This window comes from Burkholderiales bacterium (assembly GCA_036262035.1).
GTDB lineage: Bacteria > Pseudomonadota > Gammaproteobacteria > Burkholderiales > SG8-41 > JAQGMV01.
The window spans coordinates 64,780-88,863 of the sequence record DATAJS010000008.1; the positions used below are offsets into that span (position 1 = coordinate 64,780).

Genomic DNA, 24,084 nt, shown 5'->3' on the forward strand with positions numbered 1-24,084 from the left:
GAGCCGAGTGCATGAACGATCTCAGCGAACACCCGTTCTCCGACCGACCCGGCGCGGACGACGCGGCATGGCTGGCGCTGCTCGCGTGGCGGCGCGACGGCGCGGGCGCATCGCCGGCCGCGGACACCCCGCTCCACCGCTTGTACGCGCCGCTGTGCCGCGCGCACCAGAATGGCGGCGGCACCTTCGCGATCGGCCACCTCGCGCAGAGCCTCGACGGGCGCATCGCCACGACCAATGGGGTGTCGCAATGGCTGAGCGGCGACGAAGACCTGCTGCACACCCATCGCATGCGCGCGCTCGCCGACGCGGTGATCGTCGGCGTCAACACCGTGCTGCACGACGATCCGCAGCTCACGGTGCGGCGCTGCGCCGGCTCGAACCCGGTGCGCGTCGTGATCGACCCCGAGCGCCGGCTCGACGGCGCTCAGCGCGTGTTTCGTGACGCCGCCGCACCCACGCTGCTCCTCGTCGCGGCCGATCGTGGACGCGCCGGTGAAACGTTCGGCTGCGCCGAGGTCGTGACCGTTCCACGCAGCGAGTGGGGCCTCGATCCGCGCGGGATCCGGCGCGTGCTCGCCGAGCGCGGCCTCACGTGGCTCTTTGTCGAAGGCGGCGGCCTCACGGTGTCGCGCTTCATCTCGGCGGGCGCGCTCGATCGGCTCCAGCTGACGGTCGCGCCGGTGCTGCTCGGCTCGGGCCGGCCGAGCCTGAAGTTGCCCGAGCTCTCCGATCTCACCAACAGCCTGCGGCCGCGCACGCGGCGGTTCGTGCTCGGCGACGACATCATGGTCGAGTGCGATTTCAGTGACTGAAAGCGTGGACGCCAGAGCGTTCTGGACCGTCGAGCCCGGGCGCGGAGAGATCCGCGCGGCGACGCTCGAAGCGCCCGGTCCCGACGACGTCGTAGTGCAGACGCTGCGCAGCGGCATCAGCCGCGGCACCGAAAGCCTCGTCTTCCGCGGCGCGGTCCCGCAAAGCCAGTGGGCCGCAATGCGCTGCCCCTTCCAGGCAGGCGAGTTTCCCGGTCCGGTGAAATACGGTTACGCGTCGGTGGGCCGCGTGGTGTCGGGCCCGGAAGCGTTGCAGGGCCGCCGCGTGTTCTGCCTGCATCCCCATCAGGATCGCTACGTGGTGCCGGCGGACACGGTCACGCCGCTGCCCGATGCGGTGACCGATGCGCGCGGCGTGCTCGCCGCGAACATGGAGACCGCGGTGAACGCGCTGTGGGACGCCGCACCGCGTCTGGGCGATCGCATCGCGGTCGTCGGCGGCGGTGTGGTCGGCTGCATCGCGGCAGCGCTGGCCGCGCGCATTCCCGGCACGCGCGTCGAGCTCGTCGACATCGACGAGCGGCGAGCGGCCGTCGCTTCGAAGTTGGGCTGTGCGTTCGCACCGCCGGAGCGCGCGGCGCACGACGCCGATCTCGTCATTCACGCCAGCGGCAGCGCCGAAGGCCTCGCCACTGCGCTGTCACTCGCCGGATTCGAAGCGACGGTCATCGAGATGAGCTGGTACGGCGATCGCGCGGTGCCCGCGCCGCTCGGCGAAGCGTTTCATTCGCGGCGGCTCACGCTGCGCTCGTCGCAGGTCGGCGCGGTCGCCACCGCGCAGCGCGCGCGCTGGAGTCACCGGCGACGCATGGCGCTCGCGCTCGACCTCCTCACCGATCCGGTATTCGACGTGCTCCTCACCGGCGAGAGCCGCTTCGAAGAGCTGCCGGGCGCGCTCGCGCGCCTCGCCGGCGCGCCGGACGGTGCGCTGTGCCACGTCGTCACCTATTAGCTGAAACAGGAGCTGCACCGTCGTGTACACCCTCGCCGTCTCCGATCACATCATGATCGCCCACAGCTTCAGCGGCGAGATTTTCGGCCCCGCGCAGAAGCTGCACGGCGCGACCTACGGCGTCGAAGTGGAATTCCGCCGCGCCGAGCTCGACGCCGCCGGGCTGGTCTGCGACATCGGCCTCGCCTCGAAAGCGCTGCGCGAAGTGCTCGCCGAGCTCAACTACAAGAACCTGGACGAGCTGCCCGAGCTGCGCGGCAAGAACACGACGACCGAGTTCATGGCGGGCGAGATCTTCCGGCGCCTGCGCGCGCGCGTCGCCGCGGGCGCGGTCGGTCCGGGCACGGCCGATACGCTCGAATCGATGCGCGTCGTGCTGCGCGAGTCGCCCGTCGCGTGGGCGAGCTTCGAAGGCCGATTGCGTTGACGCCGGCGTTCGTCAGCCCGGGTCCTCTCGATCAGCTCACCGGCGGCTATCTCTTCGGCCGCAGGATCGTCGACGGATTGCGCCACATGGGCCGCGCGGTCGACGTCTTCGAGCTCGAAGGAACGTTTCCGGACGGGGACGAAGCCGCGCTGACCTCGGCGGCGCGCACGCTCGCCGCGCTGCCCGACGGCGCGGTCGTCGTGATCGACGGTCTCGCGCTGCCTGCGTTCACCGAATGCCTCGCGCGCGAGACGCAGCGCCTGCGCGTGATCGGCCTGATCCATCACCCGTTGTCGCTCGAATCCGGCCTGAGCGCCTCCGATGCGCAACGCTATGCGAAGATCGAGGCGCGGTTGTGGCCGCTGCTGCGAGGAATCCTCTGCCCGAGCACGGCGACCATGCACGCGGTGATCGCGGCGGGCATTGCGCCGGCGCGCGTCGCCTTGGCGCCGCCGGGCACGGACAAACCCGCTTCGATCCCCGCAAGAACGCGAAGAGGTCCGCTGCATCTCCTCGCGGTCGGCACGATCACGCCGCGCAAAGGCCATCGGGTGCTCGTTGAAGCGCTCGCGCGCTTGCGCGACCTCGACTGGCGGCTCGCCTGCATCGGCAGCCTCGAGCGCGATCCCGCGGAGGCCTCGGCGGTGCGCGCTGCGATCGCGACATCAGGTCTGCAGGATCGCGTCGCGCTGCTCGGCGAGCGCCCGCACGCGGATCTCGCCGCGGCCTATCGCGACGCCGACGTCTTCGTGCTGCCCTCGTATCACGAAGGCTACGGCATGGCGTACGCCGAAGCGCTCGCGCACGGGCTGCCCATCGTCGCGACGACCGCCGGCTCGATTCCCGAAGTCGTACCTGCGAGCGCCGCGCTGCTCGTGCCCCCGGGCGATGCGCTCGCGTTGTCCGGCGCGGTGCGCAGCGTGCTCGCCGACGCGGGCTTGCGCGAACGGCTCGCGGCGGGCGCGGCGCGCGCCGCGGCCGCATTGCCGGATTGGCCTGCGGCGGTGCGCCGCTGGGCCGAGGAATGCGACCGGCTCGCCGCATGAGCGGATTCGACGCGGCGTGGCTGACGCTGCGCGAGCCCTTCGACGCGCAGGCGCGCGACGCGTCGCTCGCCGAGCGCTTCACGACAACGCTGAGCAATACGAAGAGGCGCATCGTCGACCTCGCCGCCGGCACGGGTGCGGCGTTCCGGGCGCTCGCGCCGCTGCTGCGAGGCGATCAGGACTGGCTGCTCGTCGATCACGACCCCGAGCTCGTCGCCGCTCAACAGGATGCAATCCGGCATTGGGCCGCGCGCAATGGATGGGCCTGCGAAGCGCTCGGCGACGGCGTCTGCATACGCGCTGCGAATGCGACATGGATCGTGCGCGCGTGCGCGCTCGATCTCGCGCACGATCTCGAAGCGCTCGATCTCGAAGCGTGCGACGGCGTGACCGCGAGCGCGCTCCTCGATCTCGTGTCCGCCGGGTGGATCGACCGGCTGTGCGCCGTCCTCGCCGCGAACCGGCTTCCGCTGCTCGCGATGCTCAGCGTCGACGGCCGTCGCGTATGGAATCCCTCGGCGCCCGCGGATGCCGACATCGACCGCGCGTTCGTGCGCCATCAGTCACGCGACAAGGGATTCGGTCCCGCACTGGGTGCCCGCGCCGCCGCGGTTCTCTCCGAGCGTCTCGAGCAACGCGGATACGAAGTGACGACGGCGCGCAGCGACTGGCGGATCGGTGCGGACCATCCGGCGATGCTCCTGCGCATGGCCGATGAAGCGGCTGCGGTCACGGCCGAGACCGAACCCGGCATGGGCGCGCGATTCGCCGAGTGGCAGACCGCGCGCCGCCGCCAGATCGATGCCCGTGCGCTCGCGCTCGAAGTCGGTCACCTCGACGTCGTCGGGGTTCCGCGCAGCCGCTGAGTCGATCGGCGAAGCAGCCGTCAATCCACGCTGATCCCGCCCTTGAGGATCACCGACCGCCATTTGGAGATCTCGGCCGCAATCAGGTTCCGGAAGTCTTCCGGTGAGCCCGCCACGCTCTCCGAGCCGAGAGACGCGAGCTTCGGCAGGATGTCGGGTTGGCGCATTGCGTTCACCGACTCGGTGTTGAGCTTGCGAATGATCGCGTCCGGTACCTGCGCCGGAGCGAGCAATCCGTACCAACCGCGTGCCTCGTATTTCGCAAGACCCAGCTCCTGCATCGTCGGCACCTCCGGCAACTCCGCCGTTCGCTTCGGCGACGTGACGCCCAATGCCCGCAGCTTGCCCGCCTTGACGTGAGGCAGGACCAGGACGAGGTTGTCGATCGAGAACGTCACCTCGCTGCCCAGTAACGCATTGATGGCGGGCGCCGCGCCCTTGTAGGCGACGTGAGTGCTCTCCAGCCCGAGCTGCTGCTTCATCAGCTCCACGCTCAGGTGCTGGGGCGTGCCTACGCCCGCCGTACCGAAGCTGGCTTTTTCCTTCTGCGTCTTCAGGAGCGTGACCAGATCGCCGAAGGTGTGCACGCTGCTGGTCGAGCTCACGGTGAGCACGAGCGGCGTCGCGGCCAACAGCGTGACCGGGGTGAGATCCTTGAGCGGGTCGTAGCCCAGGTTCTTGAACAGCGTGACGTTCGGCGCCAGCGGGCCGCTGGCGCCCAGGAGGAGCGTATAGGGATCCCCTCTCGCGTTCTTCGCGACATAGGCGGTGCCAACATTTCCGCCCGCGCCTGCGCGCACCTCGACGACGATGGGTTGCCCGAGCGAGCGCTGCAGCTTGTCGCCGAGCAGACGGGCGAGGATGTCGACGATGCCGCCGGCCTGATAGGGGTTGATGATGCGAATGGGCTTGGTGGGATACGCTTCCTGCGCCTGGGTGCAGGAGGCGCCCATGCAAGCCGCGACTATCGCCACCCACGTCATGAATGCTCGCCGGTCGGTCATGTGTCCTCTCATCGGTGGTCGTCTCGCGTGCGGCGTGCCGGGAGCGCGTGACGATGCTGCGAAGAACGAACGATCTATTCCGCCTCGAGGACGAATTCTAGACGGGGTCGGGATTTCCGGAATGCACCGGCGCGAAACGGACCGGCGTCTGCAAGAGGCGCGCCCTGGGAGGACTCTCCCGAGCGCGCGGGCGGCGCGGCGTCCGTACGGCGACAAAATTGCCTGTCAGGGCTCGCCGTGAGTCAATCGGCCCTCTGCCCGCGATCGGACGGAGCCCGCTACCTGAAACGGAGTCGATGCATGCAAGCGCCGGTACGCACCATACTCGCTGCAACCGATCTGTCCCGTGCCGCCTTTGCCGCGCTGCGTCGTGCGGCGTTGATCGCTCGCGCTCACGGCGCCGCGCTCGAGGTAGTCCACGTCGTTCCGGCACCGCCGCGCTCCGCCGCCTGGGACGAGTTGCGTGCGGCGTTCAGCGGCGTCGAAACCGATCTGCGCAGATCGGTGGCTGAAAATCTGGATGCGATCGTCGCGCAAATCGAGAGCGAAACCGGAGTTCGGGCGCGAACCACGATGCTCGACGGCAAGGCTTTCGAGCAGGTCGCGGCGCACAGCGACGCGACAGGCGCCGATGTGATCGTCGTCGGCGCGCATGGCGAAAACCTGACGACGCCGCTGCTCGGCACGACGGCCCACCGCGTCTTGCGCCTCGCACGCACACCGGTGCTGCTCGTGAAACGCACGCCGGCCGTGGACCATGCCGCAACGCCCGGCTACGGGCATATCGTCGTCGCGACCGACTTCTCCAGCGATTCCGCGCGAGCAGCGACGACCGCGCAGCGCCTCTTCCCGGAGTCGAGCATCACCCTGCTCCACGTGTTCGAAGCGCCGTTCGAGGCGAAGCTGGCGGCCCGGGTTCCGCAGACGACTCTCGACGCCTATCGGCAGCGTGCATTCGACGAAGCGCATCGGGAGCTCGAATCGTTCGCCGCTTCCGTCGGTTTGAGCGACGCGCCGCGCCTGGTTCGTCATGGGTCGCCCTCGATACGCATCCGTGAGTACGCTTCGGACACTTCCGCCGATCTCATAGCGGTCGGGACGGCCGACGTGCCGCGCTTGCAGCAGGCGCTGCTCGGGAGCGTGAGTCTCGACGTTGTAACTCAGGCCGAGTGCGATGTGCTGCTCGCGCGCACTGCCGCGTCCTGACATCGCCATCGCCGGCCGAAGCCGGGCGGCGCCGCGGTTTACCCGTGCACCACCACACCCGCGATGACGGCGACGTCCAGGAGCACCCAGCCGACGCAGGCGAGGTATATGTTCTTGTCCCGCTGCTGCAGACCGTGGCCGAACCACAATAGTGCGGACACGAGATACGCTCCCCATGAGAGCAGCGACACGCCTGCGGTCTGCTGCTCGACCCACACGAGCCAGACCTGCGGAATGGTCATCGCCATGGTGACGAACGACGTGACGGCGAGAATCCGCTTCATGAGCGAGGCCGCCTTGGTCTCACGGACGATCGAAGGGTTCATCTGATGCGGATCCATAAACACCCCATGCCCGGCAGCGCCGGTTTGTCACATGACCACCGGCCTCTGCCAGTATGTACGCTTCCTTCGTGCCGCAGCCGCGCAGCAGCCCCGGTCGCCGGGTCGACAAGGTCCTTGTCGCGCGACTCGACGCGAAGGTTACGCTGAGCGATCCCGCAGCGGACGACCGAAACGCCTGAGCGATGGCCGTCCGCTAGGGAAAACGACAGGAAGACGCTGATGGAATGGATTACCGATCCGGCTGCATGGGTAGCGCTGTTCACGCTCACGGCGCTGGAGATGGTCCTGGGTGTGGACAACATCATTTTCATTTCCATACTCGTCGCACGATTGCCCGAGAAGCAGCGAGCGACCGCTCGCACCGTCGGTCTCGCCCTGGCCGCGGGCAGCCGGGTAGCGCTGCTGCTGTCCATTACGTGGGTGATGTCCCTCACCGAACCGCTCTTCAGCGTCTGGGGACGGGAAGTGTCGGGCCGCGCGCTTATCCTGATCGGCGGCGGTCTGTTTCTGCTGTGGAAGTCGGTGCACGAGATACACGGCGCGATGGAGGGTGGAGAATCCACCCGAACCGGCAAAGCCGCAGCCACCTTTGCCGCTGTGGTCGGTCAGATCGCCGTGATCGATATCGTGTTTTCCCTGGACTCGGTGATTACGGCCGTCGGCATGGTCGACGAAGTGGCGATCATGATCATCGCGATATTACTGTCGGTCGCCGTCATGGTCTTCGCAGCAGGAGCCGTCAGTCGTTTCGTCGAGGCGCATCCGACGATCAAGATGCTTGCGTTGAGCTTCCTCGTTCTGGTCGGTGTCGCTCTTATCGCAGAAGGTACCGGCTTCCATATACCCAAGGGCTACATTTATTTCTCGATGGCGTTTGCCATCGGCGTCGAGATGCTCAACATGCGAATGCGCAGTCGCGCGGCAAACCCCGTGAGGTTGAAGCAGGCCGGGCAGCTGAGGCAGCGGATCGACGTGTGAATCGCGATAGCCGACGGCTCCCCGGCATCACCGCTCTTCCTGGATGAACTGGCGCGCGTGGCGCTGAGTCTCGGCCGTGGCCGGAGAGGCGAGGACGTTCACTGCAAGGAACGCCAGGGTTCGCGTACCGACGACGAGGGCGCTCTCGTCGACGAAGAAACGCGGATTATGGTTCGGCGCGGCCTTGGCCGGGTCCTGATCGCGCGGTGTCACCCCCAGGAACACGTACAGTCCCGGCGTCTCCTTCGCGAAGAACGAGAAATCCTCGGAAGCACCGGCGAGCGGCGCTTCCGACACCCGACCGTCCGCTGCGCGCTTGAGCACCGGCGCCATCCGCTTCGCCAGTGCCTCGTCGTTCACCGTGACATCGTAATTGGGAGTTATCTTCACCGCCGCCGATGCCCCCGCGCTCTCGGCAATGTTGACCGCCGCCAGTCGAATGTCTTCATGAACCTGCCGCCGCGTCGCGTCGGCATAGGTGCGTATGGTGCCCCTCATCTGCACCGTCTCCGGAACGATGTTCGGCCCGGTTCCCCCGTTGATCATGCCGATGGTCACCACCGCGGGAGACGTCGTAAGGTTGGCTCGCCGGCTCACGACGGTCTGCAGGCCGGAGATCATGAACGCCGACGTGGTGATCGGGTCCACCGTATTCCAGGGCATTCCGCCATGCCCCTGCCTGCCGGTAGTCGTGATGTCGAGAAAGTCGCTGCTCGCCGCCGTCGCGCCGGTCCGATAGGACAGCTCGCCCGAGGGCCCCGGCATCACATGGACCGCAAAGACGGCGTCCGGCTTCGTCTGTTTGAACAAGCCCTCTTCCAGCATCAGCTTGGCGCCCCAGCTTTGACCGGGCGGTACGACGCTCGAGCCCTCCTCGGCCGGTTGAAAAATGAACATCACGGTGCCCGGCAGGGTTTTGCGCATGCCCGCCAGCACCTCCGCCGCCGCCATCAACATTGCGGTATGAGCGTCATGACCGCAGGCGTGCATGACGTCGACCTCTTGACCGCCCGTCTTGCCTTTCGCCTGTGACGCGAACGGCAGCCCCGGCGGCTCCTTGACCGGTAGCGCATCCATATCGGCGCGCAGGGCGACCGTTCGGCCCGGCCTTCCGCCTTTCAGTATGCCCACTACTCCGGTGCGCGCCACCCCCGTGCGCACTTCGAGTCCGAGGGCGCGCAAATGCCGAGCGACCAGCTCCGAGGTCCGCGTCTCCTGGTCTCCGAGCTCCGGATGCTGGTGGATGTCCCTGCGCCACGCGATCAGCTTCTGCTCGACCGCGGCGGCCCGCTTTCTTATCTGGGCCTCGAGCGTGTCGGTGTCGGCCTGCGCTGCAACTGTGACGCATGCCAGTACTGCTGCCGCACCAAAAAAGCGCGTCACGCCGGCGATACTGATCTTTCGTTCGCAGCCGTTCATCGTTTCCCCATTTGGCAACCGCCAGACGACCCGACTGTCAGCGTGCTTGCACAAATCGGGCCCCCGGTGCACCGCCGCGACAGCAGGCGAAGACGTGACCGGGCGGACGCGACGGGTCAGTGGTAGCCGCCGCCCGGGTGGACCTTTCCGCGAAACACCCAGTACGAATACACGGTATAGCCCAGGATGATCGGCAGCAGGAACAGAGTGCCGATCATCAGGAACGCCTGTGATTTGGGGCTCGCGGCCGATTGCCAGAGATCGAAGGTATACGGCACGACCATGGGAAAGATGCTGATGGCGAGTCCGAGATAAGCCATCGCAAAAATCCCCATCGCGACGATAAAGGGCGTCGCGTGACGGGCGGTGGCAAGCGACCGCCAGAGTCCCGCGAAAAGCGCCAGCGTGATGAGCGGCACCGGCCAGAGCCACAGCGGATGATCTCCGCCGAACCAGCGCTCGCGTATCTGCGGCTGGAGGATCGGCGTCCAGATGCTGATCATGGCGATGAACGCGGCGACGCCGATCGTGAAGTAGCGCGCCTTGCGCCGCGCCCACGCCTGCAGCTCACCTTCGGTTTTAATGACCAGCCAGCACGCCCCCAGCATGCCGTAGCCTGCGACCAGGCCGGCTCCTGTGAGCAGCGCGAACGGGGTGAGCCAGCCGAAGCTGCCGCCCGAATACGCGCGGCCCTCGACCGGGATTCCCTGAACGAAGGTTCCGAGCACGATCCCCTGCGCGAAGGTCGCAATCAGCGATCCGGCGAAGAACGAGCCGTCCCAGAGATGGCGGCGCTCGGACAGATGCCGGAACTCGAAGGCGACGCCGCGGAAGATGAGGCCGATCAGCATGAAGAGAATCGGGAAGTACACGGCCGGAATCACGATGGCGAACGCCAGTGGAAAAGCCGCGAGCAGCCCGACGCCGCCGAGCACCAGCCACGTCTCGTTGAAGTCCCAGATCGGCGCAACCGAATTCATCATGAGCTCGCGGTCATCCTGATTCCGGGTGAACGGGAAAAGAATGCCCACTCCGAGATCGAAGCCGTCGAGCAGCACGTACATGAATACGCCGAAGGCGAGGATGGCGGCCCACAGCGGAACGAGGTCGAGCGCCATGGTCGTCTCCTAACGGGCTCGCGTCGCGCCGGAGAGCGGCCGCGCGGGCGTCGGAACCGGCGCCTCCGGCTCGGGCTCGGCGGCCGAGCGGAAGCCTGCACTGACGAGCCGGCGCATGAAATAGAACCCCGCGCCGAAGATCACGATGTAGGCGACGACATACACGAAAAGCGACAGTGCGACATCGCTCGCGTTGAGCGAGGGCGTCACCGCTTCGCGCGTGCGCAGAAGCCCATACACGACCCACGGCTGCCGCCCGACTTCGGTGGTGACCCAGCCCGCGAGCACGGCGACGAAACCCAGTGGGGCGACCAGCATGCACATCCACTGAAAGGCGCGCGCATCGGCGAGCCGTCCACGCCGCCACGCCACGAGTCCCGCGACAGTAACGACGAGCATCACGATACCGACGCCGACCATGAGCCGAAACGAGAAGAACGGAATGGCGACCGGCGGCCTGTCTTCGCGCTTCCAGTCCTTCAAGCCGGGAATCACGGCGTTGACGTCGTGGCCCAGGATGAGCGACCCGAGCGCCGGAATGCCGACCTCATAGCGATTGCGCTCGGCGGCTTCGTCGGGCCACGCGAAGAGCAGCAAAGGCATGTTCGCCCGGGTCTCCCAGTTCGCTTCGACGGCCGCGATCTTGGCCGGCTGATGTTCGAGGCTGTTCAGTCCATGCAGGTCGCCGATCAGGATCTGCAGCGGCACGAGGATCGCGAGCAGTCCGAAGCCCATTTTCTGCATGGTCAGACTCTCCTCGACATGGCGGCCGCGCCGCAGGTAGTACGCGGCGACGCCGATCACCACGAAGGCGGTGGTGATAAAGAACGCCATCGTGGTATGCGTCAGCCGATAGGGAAACGACGGTGTGAAGACGATTCGCAACCAGTCCTGCGGGACGAAGCGTCCGTCGACGATCTCGTGACCGACCGGCGTCTGCATCCAGCTATTCGCCGCAAGAATCCAGAAGGTCGACAGCAGCGTCCCCACGGCGACCATCACCGCGGCGAAGAAATGCACGCCAGCCGGCACGCGTTTGCGTCCGAACAGCAGCACGCCGAGAAATCCGGCCTCGAGAAAAAACGCGGTGAGGACTTCGTACGTCATCAGCGGGCCGACGACGTCGGCGGTGAGATCCGAGAAGCGGCTCCAGTTGGTTCCGAACTGGAAAGGCATCACGATCCCGGACACGACGCCCATTCCGAAGGACAGGGCGAAAAGGCGCAGCCAGAACTGGGAAAGTCGCAGATAGACCGCGCGCCCCGTAAAAAAATAGGTGCCTTCCAGCACGGCGATGTAGGACGCAAGACCCACGGTGAATGCGGGCAACAGGATGTGCACCGCTATGACCCAGGCGAATTGAAGTCGTGAAAGGAGCAGCGCGTCAGGCATACAGGTTCCCGGCGGTATGTGCCCTTCGAACAGGGCTCACACCGCGCAGTATCCCAGAATTGGGACACGGTCAGTCGACTCCGAAAATACTCGGGGTCGCGTCACTCGGCGCTCGTCGTGCGGCTGTGGTTGCGGGAAATGAACGGCATGCCGGACACGCTTTGGCCCGACGCGCATGTTACGCACCTTCGGTGGAGTCGGCCCGGTCGCTATTGGGGCCGGAACGGAAACGATGTTGTTTCTATGGAGCCCCTAATCGCAGCGCAGTCCCATCGATAGAATCGAGCCTGCCCGCCCATCCGGAAAAAGGACAAGCATATGTCGTTCATCATTCGTTTTTCGAAGGCTGCAGCCATTGCAGTCGCCACGCTCACGCTGATCGCATGCTCGGAGCTCATGAGCCGCAGCGATTTCGAAGCGCGCGTCAAGGAAAAGGCCGAACACGAAGTTCGTAAGGACATCGGCAAGCCGGCCGCGGTCGACTCTACGGGTGACCTCGTGAAGTGGACCTACGTCAATCGCACGTTCAATATCGACGACGCCAACAAGTTCGACGCCCGCACCGTCGTCGTTTTCAGCCCGTCGCACGACGGCAGTCTGAAGGCCCGGGAAATCCACTTCGAGTGAGCGATCGGACGGGGCGGCTAGCCGGCCGCCCCTGCTCACAGCCCATTCCATAGCCGGCCGATCCGGTCCGGGCTCATGCGGACTCGCCCGCCCTAGCGATACACCATGACCGGTATCCTGGAATGGGTCAGCACCTTGTGGGTGACGCTGCCCATCACGAGCCGCGACAGGCCGCGGCGGCCGTGAGATGCCATGAAGATCACGTCGCACCGGCGCTTTTGCGCCGCCTCGATTATTCCTTCGTAAGACGTGTTCGCTTTCGTGATCACCGCAGAGCAGCGCACGCCGGCTGCCTTGGACATTTTGCCGATCGAGCCGGTCAGTCGCTCGCCCACCGCGCGAGCGCGCTCGTTCCAGTCGCGCATCGCGAACGTATCGACGCTGAAACCGTCGGCGTAGAGTATCGGCGGCTCTTCTACCGCGTGATAGGCAGTCACCTGCGCCCCGACCGCAGCGGCGAAAGCGACGCCCGCCCTCGCCGCCTTCTCGCTCAGGCGCGAGCCGTCCGTTGGAATGAGGATGTGCTTGAAACCGCGGCCGCCGCCGGCCGTGCCTCGCCTCATCAATCTTCCCCCATCAACCCGAACGATTCCCGTGCTGCGGCCTTCAGGCGCTCGTCGAGACTCGCTTCGGTCCGGGTCTCATCGAGCGCGCGGCGCGCCTGACCGATTGCCGACGGCCGCCGGACGCCGGACGGCGCCCGCCGACCACGATTGGCGCTGAGCGCGGGTTTGCGTCTTACCGTTTTATATAACATGTCGTTCCACCTCGTCGTTTAGTCGAGACCGGAGCAGCACCGCTGCCCGCCGTGGCGGCTGCACGCAGAGCTGCGCCGCTTATTGATTCGATGCGAGCGGGCTGCTCGGTGTTTCATGTCGCGCGTCAGCGGGCGATCGCCTGCGGCTGCCGGTATGGGTCATGGTTCCCACGAAGCGGTAACGGGCGTCCGGCAACCTCGGCTTTTTCGCCGGCCAGTGAACGGCGCAATTGCCGTCGGGCTCTGAAAAAGCGCGTCCTCACCGTGGCTTCGGGAATGTCGAGGGCTGCCGCTGCTTCCCGCACCGACAGTTCCTCGCAGGCGCGCAGCACGAACACCGCACGATGGGAAAATGGCAGCTCGTCGATGCACGCCTGTATCCTGCGGCGGACGTCGGATCGCATGAGCAGCTCGTCGGGCGCCCCTTCGTGGCGTGAGCGGGCGTCCGCATGAGATTCGATCGCAGCGTCGAGGTCGCGATCGTCCATGAGAATGACATGCGCGGATTGCGCGCGCTTCCGCAGGCAGCCAAGCGCCTCGTTGATGACGATGCGCACCAGCCACGTCGACAGCTTGCTGTCGCGGCGGAAATTGCGAATGCCCCGATACGCGAGCAGGTAGGCGTTCTGCACGGCGTCGTCGGTGTCGGCATCGTTCCTCAGAATGCGCTGCGCCGTCCGGTGCAGCAACGCGTCGTAGCGACGCACCAGCGCGCCGAAGGCGTGGCAATCCCCGGACGCGATCGCCTGCGTCAGTCGGGCGTCGGCTAACGCCGCCGTGCGCGCGTTGTCCGGATGTGCGTTCACATCGGCGCCGACCGCTTACAGTCGCGCCGGAGCTTCACCTCCGGCGGACTCGTCCAGGACCTCTGCACGTTTGCGACGAACGGCCGGAAGAATCATGACGAGCAGCAGTAACGCCGTGCCGATCAGAAAGCCCGCGCTGATGGGGCGGGTGACGAAGACACTGGGATCGCCGCGGGATATCAGCAGCGCCCGCCGCAGGTTCTCTTCCATCAGCGGCCCGAGCACTACGGCCAGGATCAGTGGCGCAGGCTCGCACTTGAGCTTGATGAAAATGTAGCCGAGAACGCCGAACAGCAGCGCGAGGTGGATATCGAACGGATTGTTGTTGACGCTGTACACCCCGATGGCCATGAATACCATGATGGCCGGGAAGAGTATTCGGTAGGGGACCGTGAGGAGCTTCACCCAGAGACCGATGAGCGGCAGGTTGAGCACGAGCAGCATGAAGTTTCCGATCCACATACTGGCGATCAGTCCCCAGAAAAGCTCGGGGCGCTGCGTCATCACCTGCGGACCCGGCGCGATACCCTGGATGGTCAGCGCACCGAGGATGAGCGCCATGGTGGCGCTCCCCGGGACGCCGAGCGCCAGCGTCGGGATGAATTCACATTGCGAAGCGGAGTTGTTCGCCGCTTCCGGCGACGCGACCCCTTCGATCGCGCCCTTGCCGAACATCTTCGCGCTCTTCGATACCTTTTTCTCGAGTGTGTACGCCGAGAAGCTGGCGATCGTGGGGCCGGCCCCGGGCAATATTCCGAAGAACGCGCCGACCGCCGTACCGCGCATCATCGGATTCCAGCTTTGCCTGAAATCCTTCCACGAGGGCCAAAGGTTCTTCACCTTCTGGAACAGCAGGTCGCGGCTGACGCTGCTCTGCTCCAGGTTGGCGACGATCTCGGCGAACCCGAAAAGCCCCATGGCGATCACGACGAAACCAATACCGTCCGCGAGGCTGGACGCGCCGAAGGTAAACCGCGCCATGCCCGAGTTGACGTCGGTCCCGACGATGCCGAGCAACAGCCCCAGCACGATCATTCCGAGGGCCTTCAGCATCGAACCCTGCACGAGCACGGCCGCGCCGATGAGGCTGAACAGCATCAGCGAAAAGTATTCGGGCGCACCGAACAGGAGCGCGACCTCGGCCAGCGGCGGGCCGAACATGCCGATCAGCAACGTGCCTATGCTTCCGGCAATGAAGGACGCGACGGCCGACATGCCCAGCGCCGGACCCGCGCGTCCCTGCTTCGCCATCTCGTAGCCGTCGAGGCACGTCACGACCGACGCCGACTCGCCCGGCAGCTTCAGCATGATCGCCGTAGTCGAGCCGCCGTATTTCGTTCCGTAATAAATCCCCGACAGCATGATGAGCGCCGCTACGGGGCTCAGCTTGAACGTGAGCGGCAGGAGCATCGCGATCGCCGCCAGTGGCCCGATGCCGGGCAGGACCCCGATCACGGTGCCGACGAATACGCCGATGAAACAGTATGCGAGGTTCTCGAGCGACAGAGCGACGCTGAAACCCAGGAACAGATTGGGGAAAACCGCGGCCAAGGCGTCCATGTCAGCTCCAGGGGAACAGGCGATAGGGAAGCTCGAGCCCGTAGACGAACAGTCCGACGGAGCCTGCGATGAGGACCACGATCAGGAGCGCAAGCTCGAGCGGACGCGTGTCGCGCCCGGCAAGCGAGCTCGCCACGATCAGCGCGAGCAGAGCGAAAACGAAACCGGCCGCCTCGATCAGCAATCCGAAGCCGGCGAAAGCGGCAGACAGCCATAACAGCGCTCGCAAGCCCCAACGTCCGGTGCCCTCACCGTCGACCCGGTAGGATCTGCCGGTGAGGATCGCGCCGAGCACCACACTGATCGCGCCGAGATAGGTGGGGAAATAGCCCGGCCCCATGCGCATCGCCGAGCCCATCGGATAACCGCGCGCGACGAATATCGCGAGAATTCCGAAACCTATGAACATCAAGCCTGCCCAGAAGTCTTCCTGACTCTTGATCCTCACAGCTCTACTCCTCTAGGTGTTTTTTATATCACAGTGTGATGTGTGTGACGGGAATATGCAAGTGAGATTCCCGCCGGGCTTCGGGACCGCGTCCGCGCCGCCTGCTGCTGACGCCGGGCGCCATCCGGGCCTTCCCGCATTTCGGGTCCGTGACGGTATAGCCAGCAACATTACATCACGTTATGATGTATCTCGCACTGATTTCCGGAAAGTCCGGGGCCGCTTCGACCCAGAAAAGCATTCGCCTGCCGGAAACGAAATGCTTACAGCTGCCGCAGCCTGCTCGTGTGCGACGTCTGGGAGCATGCCTACTACATCGACTGCCGAAACGGGCGCTCCGGACAGATCGGCGCGTTCGAGAAGGCGGTGGACCGGGACTTTGCGTCGCGGAACTTCGAAACGTAACGGGTGGGCGCTGGCGGCAAGGCAAGCCTGCCGGCCGGAAGAGAGTCGATTACCTTCCGTCCGGCAACAGTGTGTTCGCGGGTTCCGGACTAATCGTCGAACACTCTTACGCGTAGGATAGTGTCTTGCGAAGCCGACCAGCGCGGGAGACGGGGATATGCGTGCTCAGCTTGACGAGGTCGCACAGGTGCTGGAGCTAGGGACGGAACAGGTCGTGCTCCGGCCGGTTCGCGCCGAAGACCGCGCGGCCTATGTCGATTTCATCTCGCGAATCGATCCCGCGGACCTGCGGCGCAGATTCTTCGATGCGCACGGCCTGTCGCCGCAATCGGATTTCGAGCACCACGTCCGAAAGGACCGCGATGGCGGGACGGGCTTCGTGGCAGTACGCCAGCTCCGGGGGAGCCCCGACGAGATCGTCGGCGAGGCGCGCGTCCACCGCTACCCGGGAGTGCGCGCCGCGGAGCTCGCGATCATCGTGCGCAGCGACATGCAACGTCGCGGCCTCGGGCGCGCGCTCATGCAGAAGGCGATCGAATACTGCGCGGCTCACGGCATGGAAGTGATCGCGCGCATGTTGCCCGACAATGACGCGATGATCGGTCTGGCGAAGCGCTCGGGCATGCAGGTCGAGCATGCGCCCGACGGCCATCTCGCGATCGCTCATCTGCCCGCCGCCTGACGGGCCAGGGCCTTGGGCCGCTCTACGACGCTTCCGGCCGGGCCTGGTCCGGCAGAACGGGCAGCGTGACGACGAACTCGCTGCCCTTGCCCCGGCCGTCACTGTAAGCTCGCACGGTTCCGCCGTGCATCTGCACCAGGCTGCGCACGAGGGACAGCCCGATTCCAAGACCTCCTTCCGCACGATCGAGGGTCCGGTCGGGTTGAAAGAAGAGGTCGAAGAGGCATTGCATGTCCGTCTCCTCCAGGCCGCGCCCGGTGTCCCGGACGCGGATCACTGCGGCGTCCTGACCGACCTGCATCGACACCGTTATCTCGCCGCCGGGCTCAGTGTATTTCGCGGCATTCGTGAGAAGGTTCGAGAACACCTGTGCGAGCCGGCCCGCATCCCCCACCACACGTACGGGCCGCGTCGGCAACGACACGTTCAGCCGATGGCGCCGCGCCGTGATCGCGGGTTTCGACCATTCAAGCGCGTGCTCGATGACCGGCGCCAGGTCGATCGGGCATCGCTCGAGCCGCAGCTTGCCGACCGTCACGCGCGAGAGATCCAGCACGTCTTCGAGCAACCGGCTCATATCGCCCACCTGGCGCTCGAGAATCCGCGCAAGTCCGGCAAGAGCGCTGTCGTTGCCGGCCTTTACTTTCAGGATCTCTACGACGTTGCGCACCGGCGCCAGGGGCCCCCGAAGCTCGTGCGCGAGAATCGCCAGGAACTGATCTTTGCGATGGTCGGCTTCCCGCAGGCGCAGCTCGGTTCCGCGCAGCGCCTGCTCCAGTTTCTTCAGGGGTGTGATGTCCCTCAGGCACGTGATGGCCCCGACGATACCGCCTGCGGAGTCGCGAAGCGGATTGGCGTTCACGAGGACGATGACGCGGCTGCCGTCCCGCCGCAGCAGAGTCCATTCCTCGTCGCGCAGGACCTGGCCCAGGTGCGCGGCACGATAAAGCGGAAGCCCCCGATCTCCGGCGGGCGCAGTCGCACCGGACGGCGCGAAGCCGCAGCCGACTGCATGGGAGCCGGCGGGTAAGCGGAGCAATTCGTGGCGCGAGCATCCCAGCAGCGCTTCGGCCATGCGATTCACTGCCACCAGCGGGAACTCCGGCGGGCTATACGCGACCAGCACCCCGGTCGGTATGTCCTCGACCAGCGTCGCCAGCAGCGCGCCGGCTTCGCTCGGCCCGGATGAGCCCTGCTCCGACTCATCCTCTGTGCTGAGCACCCGGGGCGCCACGGTCGCGGCTGCCTCGGCTGCCGCGATAGTCACGTCGTTCATTTGCCTATTCCCCTTGCAATGCACGATCGTTTTTCGGTTCGGATGATTCTATCACGTCGTGATAGAATTTGAGCGCAGTCGGGCGAACGATGTAGACTCATGAAACATATAGCCAATCGGATTTCATGCCGCTGAAGAAGAAAGAATTTGAGGCTCTGGCCGAGTTCCGCTATCAGCTTCGCCGTTACCTGCGCTTCAGCGAGGAAGTCGTTCGAGCCGAACGCATCACGCCGCTGCAGTATCTGCTCCTGCTCCACATCAAAGGCTTTCCCGGACGGGACTGGGCGACCGTGGGCGAGCTCGCGGAAAAACTTCAGTCGCAACCGCACGGCACCGTGGCGCTCGTTTCCCGTTGCGAAAAAATCGGATTGGTAAAGCGCAGGCCGAGCGCTACGGATCGCCGGCGAGTGGAAATCCACTTGACCGCGAAGGGCGAGCTCATCATCGAGAAACTAGCGCTGATTCACCGCGCCGAGCTGCTCGGCCACAACTTCGCGTCGCTTCGCGACAGCTTCAAGGCGTAGCGCGCCGCTCACGCCTCGTGGCCGCCGTCGACGCGATCCCAGTAAGGCTCCGTGCCGAATCGTTCCAGCAGGTAATCGATGAAAGCCCGCACTTTCGCGGACACATGGCGGTTCGCGAGATAGACCGCGTAAATGTGGCGCTCGAGCGGGATGTATTCGGCGAGCACGGAGCGAAGGCGACTCGCCTGCAGCTCCTTGCCTATGATGAATGTCGGTAAGAGAGCCAGGCCCAGCCCCCGCATTACCGCTTCGGACAGGGCGTCGTCGTCGTTCACGCGCAGGTTTCCGGTCGCCCGGACCGAGATGTCCCCGCCAGGCCCCTGCAATCGCCACGGATCCTGCGGATTGAAATACGTGTAGGTCAGACAATTGTGCGTCTCGAGGTCTGCGGGCGTCCTGGGCACCCCGTGCCGCGCGAAGTACTCCGGCGTCGCGACCATGCGGCGCGTCACCGGGGCGAGCTTCCGGGCGACCATGTTCGGTGCGGGCTGGTCCACGATCCTGATTACGACGTCGTAGCCCTCCTCCGCGAGATCGACGAATCGATCCGTAGTGACCATGTCGATCTTCAGATCCGGATAGGTGGACAGGAATTCCGGGAGCGCGGTCGCCACGTGGAGACGCCCGAACGCGACCGGCGCGCTGATGCGCAGCAATCCGCGCGGTTCCGCGTGCAGACGTCCCACCGCGAGTCTCGCCTCTTCGAGCTCCTCCACGATGCGCGAACAATGCTCGTATAAGACGGCGCCCGCGTCGGTGACGCTCAACGCGCGCGTTGTCCGATTGAGCAGCCGCACGCCAAGCGACTTCTCCAGCTGCGTGACCTGCTTGCTGACGAGAGACTTCGAAAGATCGAGGTTGCGAGCCGCCGCTGAAAAGCTCTTGTCTTCCACTACGCGGGCGAAGATTGCCATCCGCTCGAGATCCTGCATTTCCACCTTCGGCTGATTGTTTCCGAAAGCGGAACAGTATTTCAGAACCGCCGCGCGATCAAACCGCTCCGTCGGCGCCGTCGCGGCCGATGGAATCCGACGGCGCATCGAGCGAGTATCGGGCCGGCGCGTTCGCGCCCGTGGGCTGGTCCAGCAGCACCTCGAAGCCATGCCGTCGCGCATCCTCCACGCACTCGTAAAACAATCCGAACGTGCCTTTTGATCGCCGCGCGCTCCGCTCCGAACGCCACTCCCACGAAAACGCCGCCTTGGTAGGACCCTGTACCGGGACGATACGACACATCGCCATCCTTCTCTCCTTCTCTTCGAATGCTTCGCCACGAGCGCCGCAACCGGCTGCCGGCGCGCGTCGCTTGGTGTTAGATGCTAACGAGACCGCATTGTTCGCGAAAAGCGCCCGCAGCCTCACAAGAGCGTTTCCGAAACCGGCACAGTAGCCTGTTCACGTGGATGAAACAGTGTTGTGCCGTGGCGCCGTCTTATCGGTGCACGACTCGGGATGTACAGTGCTGAGTATGGACATCGCGCATATATCCCTGCACTCGCCGACATTGCTGTTGTTGGTCGCAGGCGCCAGTGCCATCGCTGCCGCAGCCTGTGCCATGGCCGCGCGATTGACTTCCGCGATTCCTCTCATGCAATGGGCTCGCGGCATGGGCGCCCACGCGGTTGCGGCGCTGGTGCTCCTCGCGCCGAGCGCGCCTTATTCCCATGCCGTGCCTGTTATCGCCGGCGTGCTGCTGGTTTACGGCCTCGCAGTTCAAGCGACGGCGATCGGCGGTTTCTTCGGCCGAAAATCTTCCGCGTGGATCGTCGGCGGCTCTTCAGTCCTGGCGCTCGTGGCGCTCACCGGCCTGGCTGCACGTGATCCGGAGACCCTGCAGGGTCTCGCCACGCGAGGCGAATTGCTGCTGGCGCTCTTCGCGCACGCCGTCGGCGGGTCGTTCGCGCTCCTCTACTTCGTGATGCGACGCGTGCGCCGGCTCGCGACACGCGATGCCCTGACCGGCGCACTGAATCGCGTCGGATTTCTCGAGGCCGCCGAGGCGGAGCTCTCGCGTGCGCGCCGGAGCCGTTCCGGGATCGCCACGCTCGTGCTGGATATCGACAGGTTCAAGAAAGTGAACGACCGATTCGGCCACGCGGTGGGGGACAAGGTACTGACAGCGTGTGCCGCCGCGATGCGCCGTGCACTGCGCAAGGAGGACGTGCTCGCACGCTTCGGCGGCGACGAGTTCGTCGTCCTGCTGCCGGCCACTACGGGAGCCATTGCCGCAGACCTGGCCGATCGGTTGCGACGTACGGTGGCCGACGCGACGTATCGCATCGCAGGCCGCGAGATCGAGATCAGCGCAAGTATCGGCGTGTTCGCGACGACGGGCTGTGTCGCGCCGTCACTCGCAACGATGCTCGAGCGGGCCGACGAAGCCCTGCGCGAGGCAAAGCAGGCGGGACGCAACCGCGTGCGGATCGTCGAGCCGGGCACGCCCGGCTCTCGCAGCCGACACGCCTCGTCGCCGCCTGCAGGTCCCGAGCGGCTCCCGATTGCGCAAGCGGTGCCCGTATGACACACGCTCGCAGCGCGCTGTTGCTCAAGCGCCCCTTGCGCGATCGGGTTCGCCTGCGGTGGAACGGGTTCGGCAGTATCGAACAACTCGCGGCGTGCCTGGAGCGGCGCCGCCCGGTGACCATCGATCTGCCGTGGAGCTTCCATCATGTCCTGTGCGCCCGGCTGTCCCGGCGGGCCACGGCGCATGGGTCGCTACGCGTGCAGGGAGGTACGGAACTGCTTTCCGAGCTCGCGGCGATACCGGGCCTGCATGACTTCGCCGACGTAGCGGACTCCGTTCACGCTTCCGACGCCGAGGTTCACGTGTACAGCCCGCCTCCGCGCGTGTCCATAACGTTCAAATAAGCCCCCGGCTTTCACCCGAGCCGCGCACGCGGCGGGTGTCGCACCCAGTACACGATGCCCCGCGCGAAGCGCCGCGGCTTCGGCGTCGCTTCGCTCATTGGGGCGCTTTCGTAAACATGTTTGTTCCATCCGGCCGGCTTATCGAGCCGCGATGCCGACCCTATATTGAAACAGTCGGGCATGGAAAGGAGACATAGATGAAGCGATTCGCCGCGTTCGAAACCCCTGCGGTTACCGCCCGCCTCGGCCGGCTCACGCGCACCGAGGAGACCCTCCGCGCGCGAATCGCAGCTCGTGAATCCGAAGTGACCGCACGCGGCGGCTGGATCAGGACCGATGCGCTGCATCAGCACCTCAGCGCGATCCTGAGGACAGTTCAGAAAGCGATCGACGACACCCGGGCGGAGCTCGATCGGCGGGAAGAGATTGCCGCACCGGCTCGTGCAGCGAACGGCCTATCGATGGGAGCCTGACCATGTACTCGCACCCGTTTGTCTCATCGACTCACGCGGAGGTACCGGCGCTGCTGCGCAGTCGCGAAAGCCGGGCGGATCCGGGCTCCGAATGCGAACGCATTCTCGTGCCGTTCGACGGATCGCGCGCAGCGCAACAGGCGCTCCAGCACGCGATCGCGACGAGCAGGCGCAGCGGCCTGCAGATCGCGGTGGTGAACGTGCAACCGCCGGTCATGGCGGGCGACGTCAGCGCGTTTGCATCGGCCGGCGCTGTCGAGGAGAGCCGAAGAAGCCTCGGTATGGCCGCCTTACGGCCTGCGATGCTGGCGCTGCAAGCCCATCAGGTCGCGCATACCGCCTCTGTCGTGCTCGGCGATGTCGCGTCAGAGATCGCGAGAAGTGCACACCGCTTCGGCAGCACGAAGATCGTGATGGGCACTCGTGCGATGAACGCGCTGCGGAGCCTCTTCAGCCGTTCGGTGTCCCGGCGCGTCGTGAAGCTCACGACGGTACCTGTGACGCTGGTCAAAGCGGGCGCGGAAACGCCGCAAGCGGCATTACCGGCGCCTGCGATGCCGACGTAACAGAGATGATCGTCGGCCCCCGATTGTTTCTCTGCGGAAACGATCTGGTGCCGCCGACGTGATTTATCCCGTTTCTATTTGTAGGCAATATCCGCCGCTGCATCGAGCGGGTGCGGCCACCTGTATGAGGAGCTTTTGCGATGACCATTACTGGAGCCATCTGGCTCACCGAACAGGACTACAACCGCCTGAAGCATCTGCTCGCCGATCTCACGCGGGAGTCGCGAGGCATGCAGATGGGCGTCGAGACGCTGGAGGAGATCCTGGACCTCGCGCGGGTCGTCGATCCCGAAAAAGTGCCCGCGAATGTCGTCACGATGAACTCGCGCGTGCTGTTCGAGGACGTGCGTACGAACGAGGCCGGTACGGTGACGATCGTCTACCCGGCGGACGCGAATCCTTCGGAAGGCAAGATCTCCGTCCTGTCGCCCGTCGGCGCGGCGCTGCTGGGCGAGCCCGAGGGTCGTGAGCTCGAGCTGCCCCTGCCCCACGGCCACTCGCGGCGTATCAGGATCGAGAGCGTGCTCTATCAGCCGGAGGCGCGCGGGGACTACGCGCTTTGAGCGCGCATTGTCGAGAATCGGTATGTACGAAGACTTCCCCATAGAGCAGCTGGCGACCAGCTCGAAGACGCGTTTTCAGCACGGCTTCGCGAGGATGACCATGCACTTGATGCCGCGTATCGACGACGTCGCGCTGGAGGCGACTGCAGAAGGCCTGAAGATCCTGGGCGCCAGCGAAATCGCGCTCGCGGCGCCCGGTGCGGTCATTCGCCAGATCCATGCCGACGACGTGCGCATCGGCAAGCCCGCCGTTCGCATGCTGGACGACGGCAGCGAGCCGGTCATGTGCGTGCGTGCCGCCGTTCCGTACAACACCGCGGAAACGGTCGTGCAGGAGCTCATCGGGCGCGGCGCGACGATCGAGGAAGTCGACTGGCTGCTCGCGCGGCCGGTCGTGCGGGCGCGCGCGCCCCTGCGCCTGCTTCTCGGTTATCCGCAGACGCTCGACACGCTGAGCGGCGGCAGGGCCGAGCTGCAGATGCGGCTCAGCCACTACGATCCGGCGCCCCCCGGGCCCGGGGCTGCTGCATGACGGCGCTTCAGTACAAGCCGTCGACCGTACACGCTCCGAAGTTGCCCGGACTGCACCTGATAGGGGATCTGTACGAGTGCGCGTGCGGCCCCGCACCGATGTTCGACCGCGACTGGCTGCGCCGGCGCTGCCTGAACCTGATACACGGTGCCGGCCTGACTGCGACCGGGGACTACTTTCACAGCTTCGATGGCGGCGGCGTCACCGGCGCGGTCGTGCTGAGCGAATCCCATTTGTCGATCCACACGTGGCCGGAACGCCGTTACGTCACGATCGACGTGTACGTGTGCAACTACAGCTGCGACAACCGGAGCAAGGCGCGGCAGCTCTTCGATCGACTCCTCGAGACGTTCGCGCCCCAGGCCCCCCGGGTCTTCGCGCTCGATCGCGCATGACAGCGGAGACATACGGC

General features: G+C 65.8%; 30 protein-coding genes. 18 read left to right on the forward strand and 12 right to left on the reverse strand.

The window, feature by feature from the left end; all coding sequences use genetic code 11:
* Positions 1-11: 11 nt before the first annotated feature.
* Genes VHP37_05515 through VHP37_05535 form a run of 5 tightly spaced genes read left to right on the forward strand, consistent with a single transcriptional unit; the run spans position 12 to position 4,124 of the window.
* On the forward strand, positions 12-815 hold the full coding sequence (locus tag VHP37_05515; GenBank protein ID HEX2825783.1) for a RibD family protein: 804 nt from the start codon (positions 12-14) through the stop codon (positions 813-815).
* On the forward strand, positions 808-1,785 hold the full coding sequence (locus VHP37_05520) for a zinc-binding alcohol dehydrogenase (protein HEX2825784.1): 978 nt from the start codon (positions 808-810) through the stop codon (positions 1,783-1,785). Before VHP37_05515 ends, VHP37_05520 begins: the two co-directional genes overlap by 8 nt.
* A gap of 22 nt (positions 1,786-1,807) precedes the next feature.
* Positions 1,808-2,212 (forward strand): 6-carboxytetrahydropterin synthase, encoded by a 405-nt coding sequence (locus VHP37_05525; GenBank protein ID HEX2825785.1) that lies wholly within the window; start codon positions 1,808-1,810, stop codon positions 2,210-2,212.
* On the forward strand, positions 2,209-3,258 hold the full coding sequence (locus tag VHP37_05530) for a glycosyltransferase family 4 protein (protein HEX2825786.1): 1,050 nt from the start codon (positions 2,209-2,211) through the stop codon (positions 3,256-3,258). The genes VHP37_05525 and VHP37_05530 overlap by 4 nt, the downstream gene beginning before the upstream one ends.
* Positions 3,255-4,124 carry a hypothetical protein gene (locus tag VHP37_05535; GenBank protein HEX2825787.1) on the forward strand — a complete coding sequence of 290 codons (870 nt, stop codon included), beginning with the start codon at positions 3,255-3,257 and terminating at the stop codon, positions 4,122-4,124. The genes VHP37_05530 and VHP37_05535 overlap by 4 nt, the downstream gene beginning before the upstream one ends.
* Positions 4,125-4,144: 20 nt before the next feature.
* Here VHP37_05535 and VHP37_05540 read toward each other — a convergent pair whose 3' ends face one another.
* Positions 4,145-5,128 carry a tripartite tricarboxylate transporter substrate binding protein gene (locus VHP37_05540; protein ID HEX2825788.1) on the reverse strand — a complete coding sequence of 328 codons (984 nt, stop codon included), beginning with the start codon at positions 5,126-5,128 and terminating at the stop codon, positions 4,145-4,147.
* 237 nt (positions 5,129-5,365) lie between these two features.
* On the opposite strand from VHP37_05540, the gene VHP37_05545 reads away from it, so the two are divergent.
* On the forward strand, positions 5,366-6,334 hold the full coding sequence (locus VHP37_05545; GenBank protein HEX2825789.1) for a universal stress protein: 969 nt from the start codon (positions 5,366-5,368) through the stop codon (positions 6,332-6,334).
* A 38-nt stretch (positions 6,335-6,372) separates the two neighbouring features.
* On the opposite strand, the gene VHP37_05550 is transcribed toward VHP37_05545, so the two are convergent.
* Positions 6,373-6,660 (reverse strand): hypothetical protein, encoded by a 288-nt coding sequence (locus VHP37_05550; protein HEX2825790.1) that lies wholly within the window; start codon positions 6,658-6,660, stop codon positions 6,373-6,375.
* Between the two features lie 234 nt (positions 6,661-6,894).
* On the opposite strand from VHP37_05550, the gene VHP37_05555 reads away from it, so the two are divergent.
* Complete coding sequence (locus VHP37_05555) at positions 6,895-7,656, forward strand: TerC family protein (GenBank protein ID HEX2825791.1); 762 nt, start codon at positions 6,895-6,897, stop codon at positions 7,654-7,656.
* A 27-nt stretch (positions 7,657-7,683) separates the two neighbouring features.
* Here VHP37_05555 and VHP37_05560 read toward each other — a convergent pair whose 3' ends face one another.
* The 3 genes from VHP37_05560 to VHP37_05570 all read right to left on the reverse strand — a co-directional run bounded on the left by VHP37_05560 (position 7,684) and on the right by VHP37_05570 (position 11,585).
* Positions 7,684-9,075: an amidohydrolase gene (locus VHP37_05560; protein HEX2825792.1), complete on the reverse strand. Its 1,392-nt coding sequence runs from the start codon at positions 9,073-9,075 to the stop codon at positions 7,684-7,686.
* Between the two features lie 116 nt (positions 9,076-9,191).
* Complete coding sequence (gene cydB / locus VHP37_05565) at positions 9,192-10,193, reverse strand: cytochrome d ubiquinol oxidase subunit II (GenBank protein HEX2825793.1); 1,002 nt, start codon at positions 10,191-10,193, stop codon at positions 9,192-9,194.
* A gap of 9 nt (positions 10,194-10,202) precedes the next feature.
* On the reverse strand, positions 10,203-11,585 hold the full coding sequence (locus tag VHP37_05570; protein HEX2825794.1) for a cytochrome ubiquinol oxidase subunit I: 1,383 nt from the start codon (positions 11,583-11,585) through the stop codon (positions 10,203-10,205).
* Between the two features lie 318 nt (positions 11,586-11,903).
* On the opposite strand from VHP37_05570, the gene VHP37_05575 reads away from it, so the two are divergent.
* Complete coding sequence (locus tag VHP37_05575; protein HEX2825795.1) at positions 11,904-12,212, forward strand: hypothetical protein; 309 nt, start codon at positions 11,904-11,906, stop codon at positions 12,210-12,212.
* Between the two features lie 92 nt (positions 12,213-12,304).
* Here VHP37_05575 and VHP37_05580 read toward each other — a convergent pair whose 3' ends face one another.
* The 4 genes from VHP37_05580 to VHP37_05595 form a co-directional block, all read right to left on the reverse strand.
* Entirely contained in the window at positions 12,305-12,775 is a 471-nt protein-coding gene (locus tag VHP37_05580; protein HEX2825796.1) for a universal stress protein, read from the reverse strand.
* Positions 12,776-13,094: 319 nt separating this feature from the next.
* The gene (locus VHP37_05585) at positions 13,095-13,775 is read right to left on the reverse strand and encodes a sigma-70 family RNA polymerase sigma factor (GenBank protein ID HEX2825797.1); all 681 of its coding nucleotides are present in this window, start codon (positions 13,773-13,775) and stop codon (positions 13,095-13,097) included.
* A gap of 15 nt (positions 13,776-13,790) precedes the next feature.
* Entirely contained in the window at positions 13,791-15,335 is a 1,545-nt protein-coding gene (locus VHP37_05590; protein ID HEX2825798.1) for a tripartite tricarboxylate transporter permease, read from the reverse strand.
* 1 nt (position 15,336) lies between these two features.
* Positions 15,337-15,783, reverse strand: a complete 447-nt coding sequence (locus VHP37_05595) for a tripartite tricarboxylate transporter TctB family protein (protein ID HEX2825799.1) — start codon at positions 15,781-15,783, stop codon at positions 15,337-15,339.
* Between the two features lie 279 nt (positions 15,784-16,062).
* On the opposite strand from VHP37_05595, the gene VHP37_05600 reads away from it, so the two are divergent.
* Entirely contained in the window at positions 16,063-16,188 is a 126-nt protein-coding gene (locus VHP37_05600) for a Fe-Mn family superoxide dismutase (GenBank protein ID HEX2825800.1), read from the forward strand.
* Between the two features lie 157 nt (positions 16,189-16,345).
* Positions 16,346-16,870 (forward strand): GNAT family protein, encoded by a 525-nt coding sequence (locus VHP37_05605; protein ID HEX2825801.1) that lies wholly within the window; start codon positions 16,346-16,348, stop codon positions 16,868-16,870.
* 22 nt (positions 16,871-16,892) lie between these two features.
* Here VHP37_05605 and VHP37_05610 read toward each other — a convergent pair whose 3' ends face one another.
* Positions 16,893-18,146: a PAS domain-containing sensor histidine kinase gene (locus VHP37_05610; GenBank protein HEX2825802.1), complete on the reverse strand. Its 1,254-nt coding sequence runs from the start codon at positions 18,144-18,146 to the stop codon at positions 16,893-16,895.
* 125 nt (positions 18,147-18,271) lie between these two features.
* On the opposite strand from VHP37_05610, the gene VHP37_05615 reads away from it, so the two are divergent.
* Entirely contained in the window at positions 18,272-18,670 is a 399-nt protein-coding gene (locus VHP37_05615) for a MarR family transcriptional regulator (GenBank protein ID HEX2825803.1), read from the forward strand.
* A gap of 8 nt (positions 18,671-18,678) precedes the next feature.
* Here the strand turns inward: VHP37_05615 and VHP37_05620 are convergent, their stop codons facing one another.
* Together VHP37_05620 and VHP37_05625 are read right to left on the reverse strand one after the other, a co-directional pair.
* Positions 18,679-19,602 carry a LysR family transcriptional regulator gene (locus VHP37_05620; GenBank protein ID HEX2825804.1) on the reverse strand — a complete coding sequence of 308 codons (924 nt, stop codon included), beginning with the start codon at positions 19,600-19,602 and terminating at the stop codon, positions 18,679-18,681.
* A gap of 58 nt (positions 19,603-19,660) precedes the next feature.
* Positions 19,661-19,912, reverse strand: a complete 252-nt coding sequence (locus VHP37_05625) for a hypothetical protein (protein ID HEX2825805.1) — start codon at positions 19,910-19,912, stop codon at positions 19,661-19,663.
* A gap of 226 nt (positions 19,913-20,138) precedes the next feature.
* On the opposite strand from VHP37_05625, the gene VHP37_05630 reads away from it, so the two are divergent.
* The 7 genes from VHP37_05630 to speD all read left to right on the forward strand — a co-directional run bounded on the left by VHP37_05630 (position 20,139) and on the right by speD (position 24,067).
* The gene (locus tag VHP37_05630; GenBank protein HEX2825806.1) at positions 20,139-21,191 is read left to right on the forward strand and encodes a GGDEF domain-containing protein; all 1,053 of its coding nucleotides are present in this window, start codon (positions 20,139-20,141) and stop codon (positions 21,189-21,191) included.
* 20 nt (positions 21,192-21,211) lie between these two features.
* Positions 21,212-21,538 (forward strand): hypothetical protein, encoded by a 327-nt coding sequence (locus tag VHP37_05635; protein ID HEX2825807.1) that lies wholly within the window; start codon positions 21,212-21,214, stop codon positions 21,536-21,538.
* Between the two features lie 197 nt (positions 21,539-21,735).
* The gene (locus VHP37_05640) at positions 21,736-22,011 is read left to right on the forward strand and encodes a hypothetical protein (protein HEX2825808.1); all 276 of its coding nucleotides are present in this window, start codon (positions 21,736-21,738) and stop codon (positions 22,009-22,011) included.
* 107 nt (positions 22,012-22,118) lie between these two features.
* Complete coding sequence (locus VHP37_05645; protein ID HEX2825809.1) at positions 22,119-22,577, forward strand: universal stress protein; 459 nt, start codon at positions 22,119-22,121, stop codon at positions 22,575-22,577.
* A gap of 140 nt (positions 22,578-22,717) precedes the next feature.
* The gene (gene rnk / locus VHP37_05650; protein ID HEX2825810.1) at positions 22,718-23,140 is read left to right on the forward strand and encodes a nucleoside diphosphate kinase regulator; all 423 of its coding nucleotides are present in this window, start codon (positions 22,718-22,720) and stop codon (positions 23,138-23,140) included.
* A 22-nt stretch (positions 23,141-23,162) separates the two neighbouring features.
* Positions 23,163-23,672 (forward strand): hypothetical protein, encoded by a 510-nt coding sequence (locus tag VHP37_05655; GenBank protein ID HEX2825811.1) that lies wholly within the window; start codon positions 23,163-23,165, stop codon positions 23,670-23,672.
* Entirely contained in the window at positions 23,669-24,067 is a 399-nt protein-coding gene (gene speD / locus VHP37_05660; protein HEX2825812.1) for an adenosylmethionine decarboxylase, read from the forward strand. The genes VHP37_05655 and speD overlap by 4 nt, the downstream gene beginning before the upstream one ends.
* Positions 24,068-24,084 lie beyond the last annotated feature (17 nt).

Excerpts from the sequence above, each read along its gene's own strand:
- VHP37_05540 (HEX2825788.1), bottom strand. The coding sequence starts at position 5,128 with ATGACCGACCGGCGAGCATTCATGACGTGGGTGGCGATAGTCGCGGCT.
- VHP37_05570 (HEX2825794.1), bottom strand. The coding sequence starts at position 11,585 with ATGCCTGACGCGCTGCTCCTTTCACGACTTCAATTCGCCTGGGTCATA.
- VHP37_05515 (HEX2825783.1), top strand. The coding sequence starts at position 12 with ATGAACGATCTCAGCGAACACCCGTTCTCCGACCGACCCGGCGCGGAC.
- VHP37_05620 (HEX2825804.1), bottom strand. The coding sequence starts at position 19,602 with ATGCAGGATCTCGAGCGGATGGCAATCTTCGCCCGCGTAGTGGAAGAC.
- VHP37_05590 (HEX2825798.1), bottom strand. The coding sequence starts at position 15,335 with ATGGACGCCTTGGCCGCGGTTTTCCCCAATCTGTTCCTGGGTTTCAGC.
- rnk (HEX2825810.1), top strand. The coding sequence starts at position 22,718 with ATGACCATTACTGGAGCCATCTGGCTCACCGAACAGGACTACAACCGC.
- VHP37_05640 (HEX2825808.1), top strand. The coding sequence starts at position 21,736 with ATGAAGCGATTCGCCGCGTTCGAAACCCCTGCGGTTACCGCCCGCCTC.
- VHP37_05535 (HEX2825787.1), top strand. The coding sequence starts at position 3,255 with ATGAGCGGATTCGACGCGGCGTGGCTGACGCTGCGCGAGCCCTTCGAC.
- VHP37_05630 (HEX2825806.1), top strand. The coding sequence starts at position 20,139 with ATGGACATCGCGCATATATCCCTGCACTCGCCGACATTGCTGTTGTTG.
- cydB (HEX2825793.1), bottom strand. The coding sequence starts at position 10,193 with ATGGCGCTCGACCTCGTTCCGCTGTGGGCCGCCATCCTCGCCTTCGGC.
- VHP37_05605 (HEX2825801.1), top strand. The coding sequence starts at position 16,346 with ATGCGTGCTCAGCTTGACGAGGTCGCACAGGTGCTGGAGCTAGGGACG.
- VHP37_05655 (HEX2825811.1), top strand. The coding sequence starts at position 23,163 with ATGTACGAAGACTTCCCCATAGAGCAGCTGGCGACCAGCTCGAAGACG.
- VHP37_05575 (HEX2825795.1), top strand. The coding sequence starts at position 11,904 with ATGTCGTTCATCATTCGTTTTTCGAAGGCTGCAGCCATTGCAGTCGCC.
- VHP37_05615 (HEX2825803.1), top strand. The coding sequence starts at position 18,272 with ATGCCGCTGAAGAAGAAAGAATTTGAGGCTCTGGCCGAGTTCCGCTAT.
- VHP37_05560 (HEX2825792.1), bottom strand. The coding sequence starts at position 9,075 with ATGAACGGCTGCGAACGAAAGATCAGTATCGCCGGCGTGACGCGCTTT.
- VHP37_05550 (HEX2825790.1), bottom strand. The coding sequence starts at position 6,660 with ATGAACCCTTCGATCGTCCGTGAGACCAAGGCGGCCTCGCTCATGAAG.
- VHP37_05625 (HEX2825805.1), bottom strand. The coding sequence starts at position 19,912 with ATGGCGATGTGTCGTATCGTCCCGGTACAGGGTCCTACCAAGGCGGCG.
- speD (HEX2825812.1), top strand. The coding sequence starts at position 23,669 with ATGACGGCGCTTCAGTACAAGCCGTCGACCGTACACGCTCCGAAGTTG.
- VHP37_05580 (HEX2825796.1), bottom strand. The coding sequence starts at position 12,775 with ATGAGGCGAGGCACGGCCGGCGGCGGCCGCGGTTTCAAGCACATCCTC.
- VHP37_05610 (HEX2825802.1), bottom strand. The coding sequence starts at position 18,146 with ATGAACGACGTGACTATCGCGGCAGCCGAGGCAGCCGCGACCGTGGCG.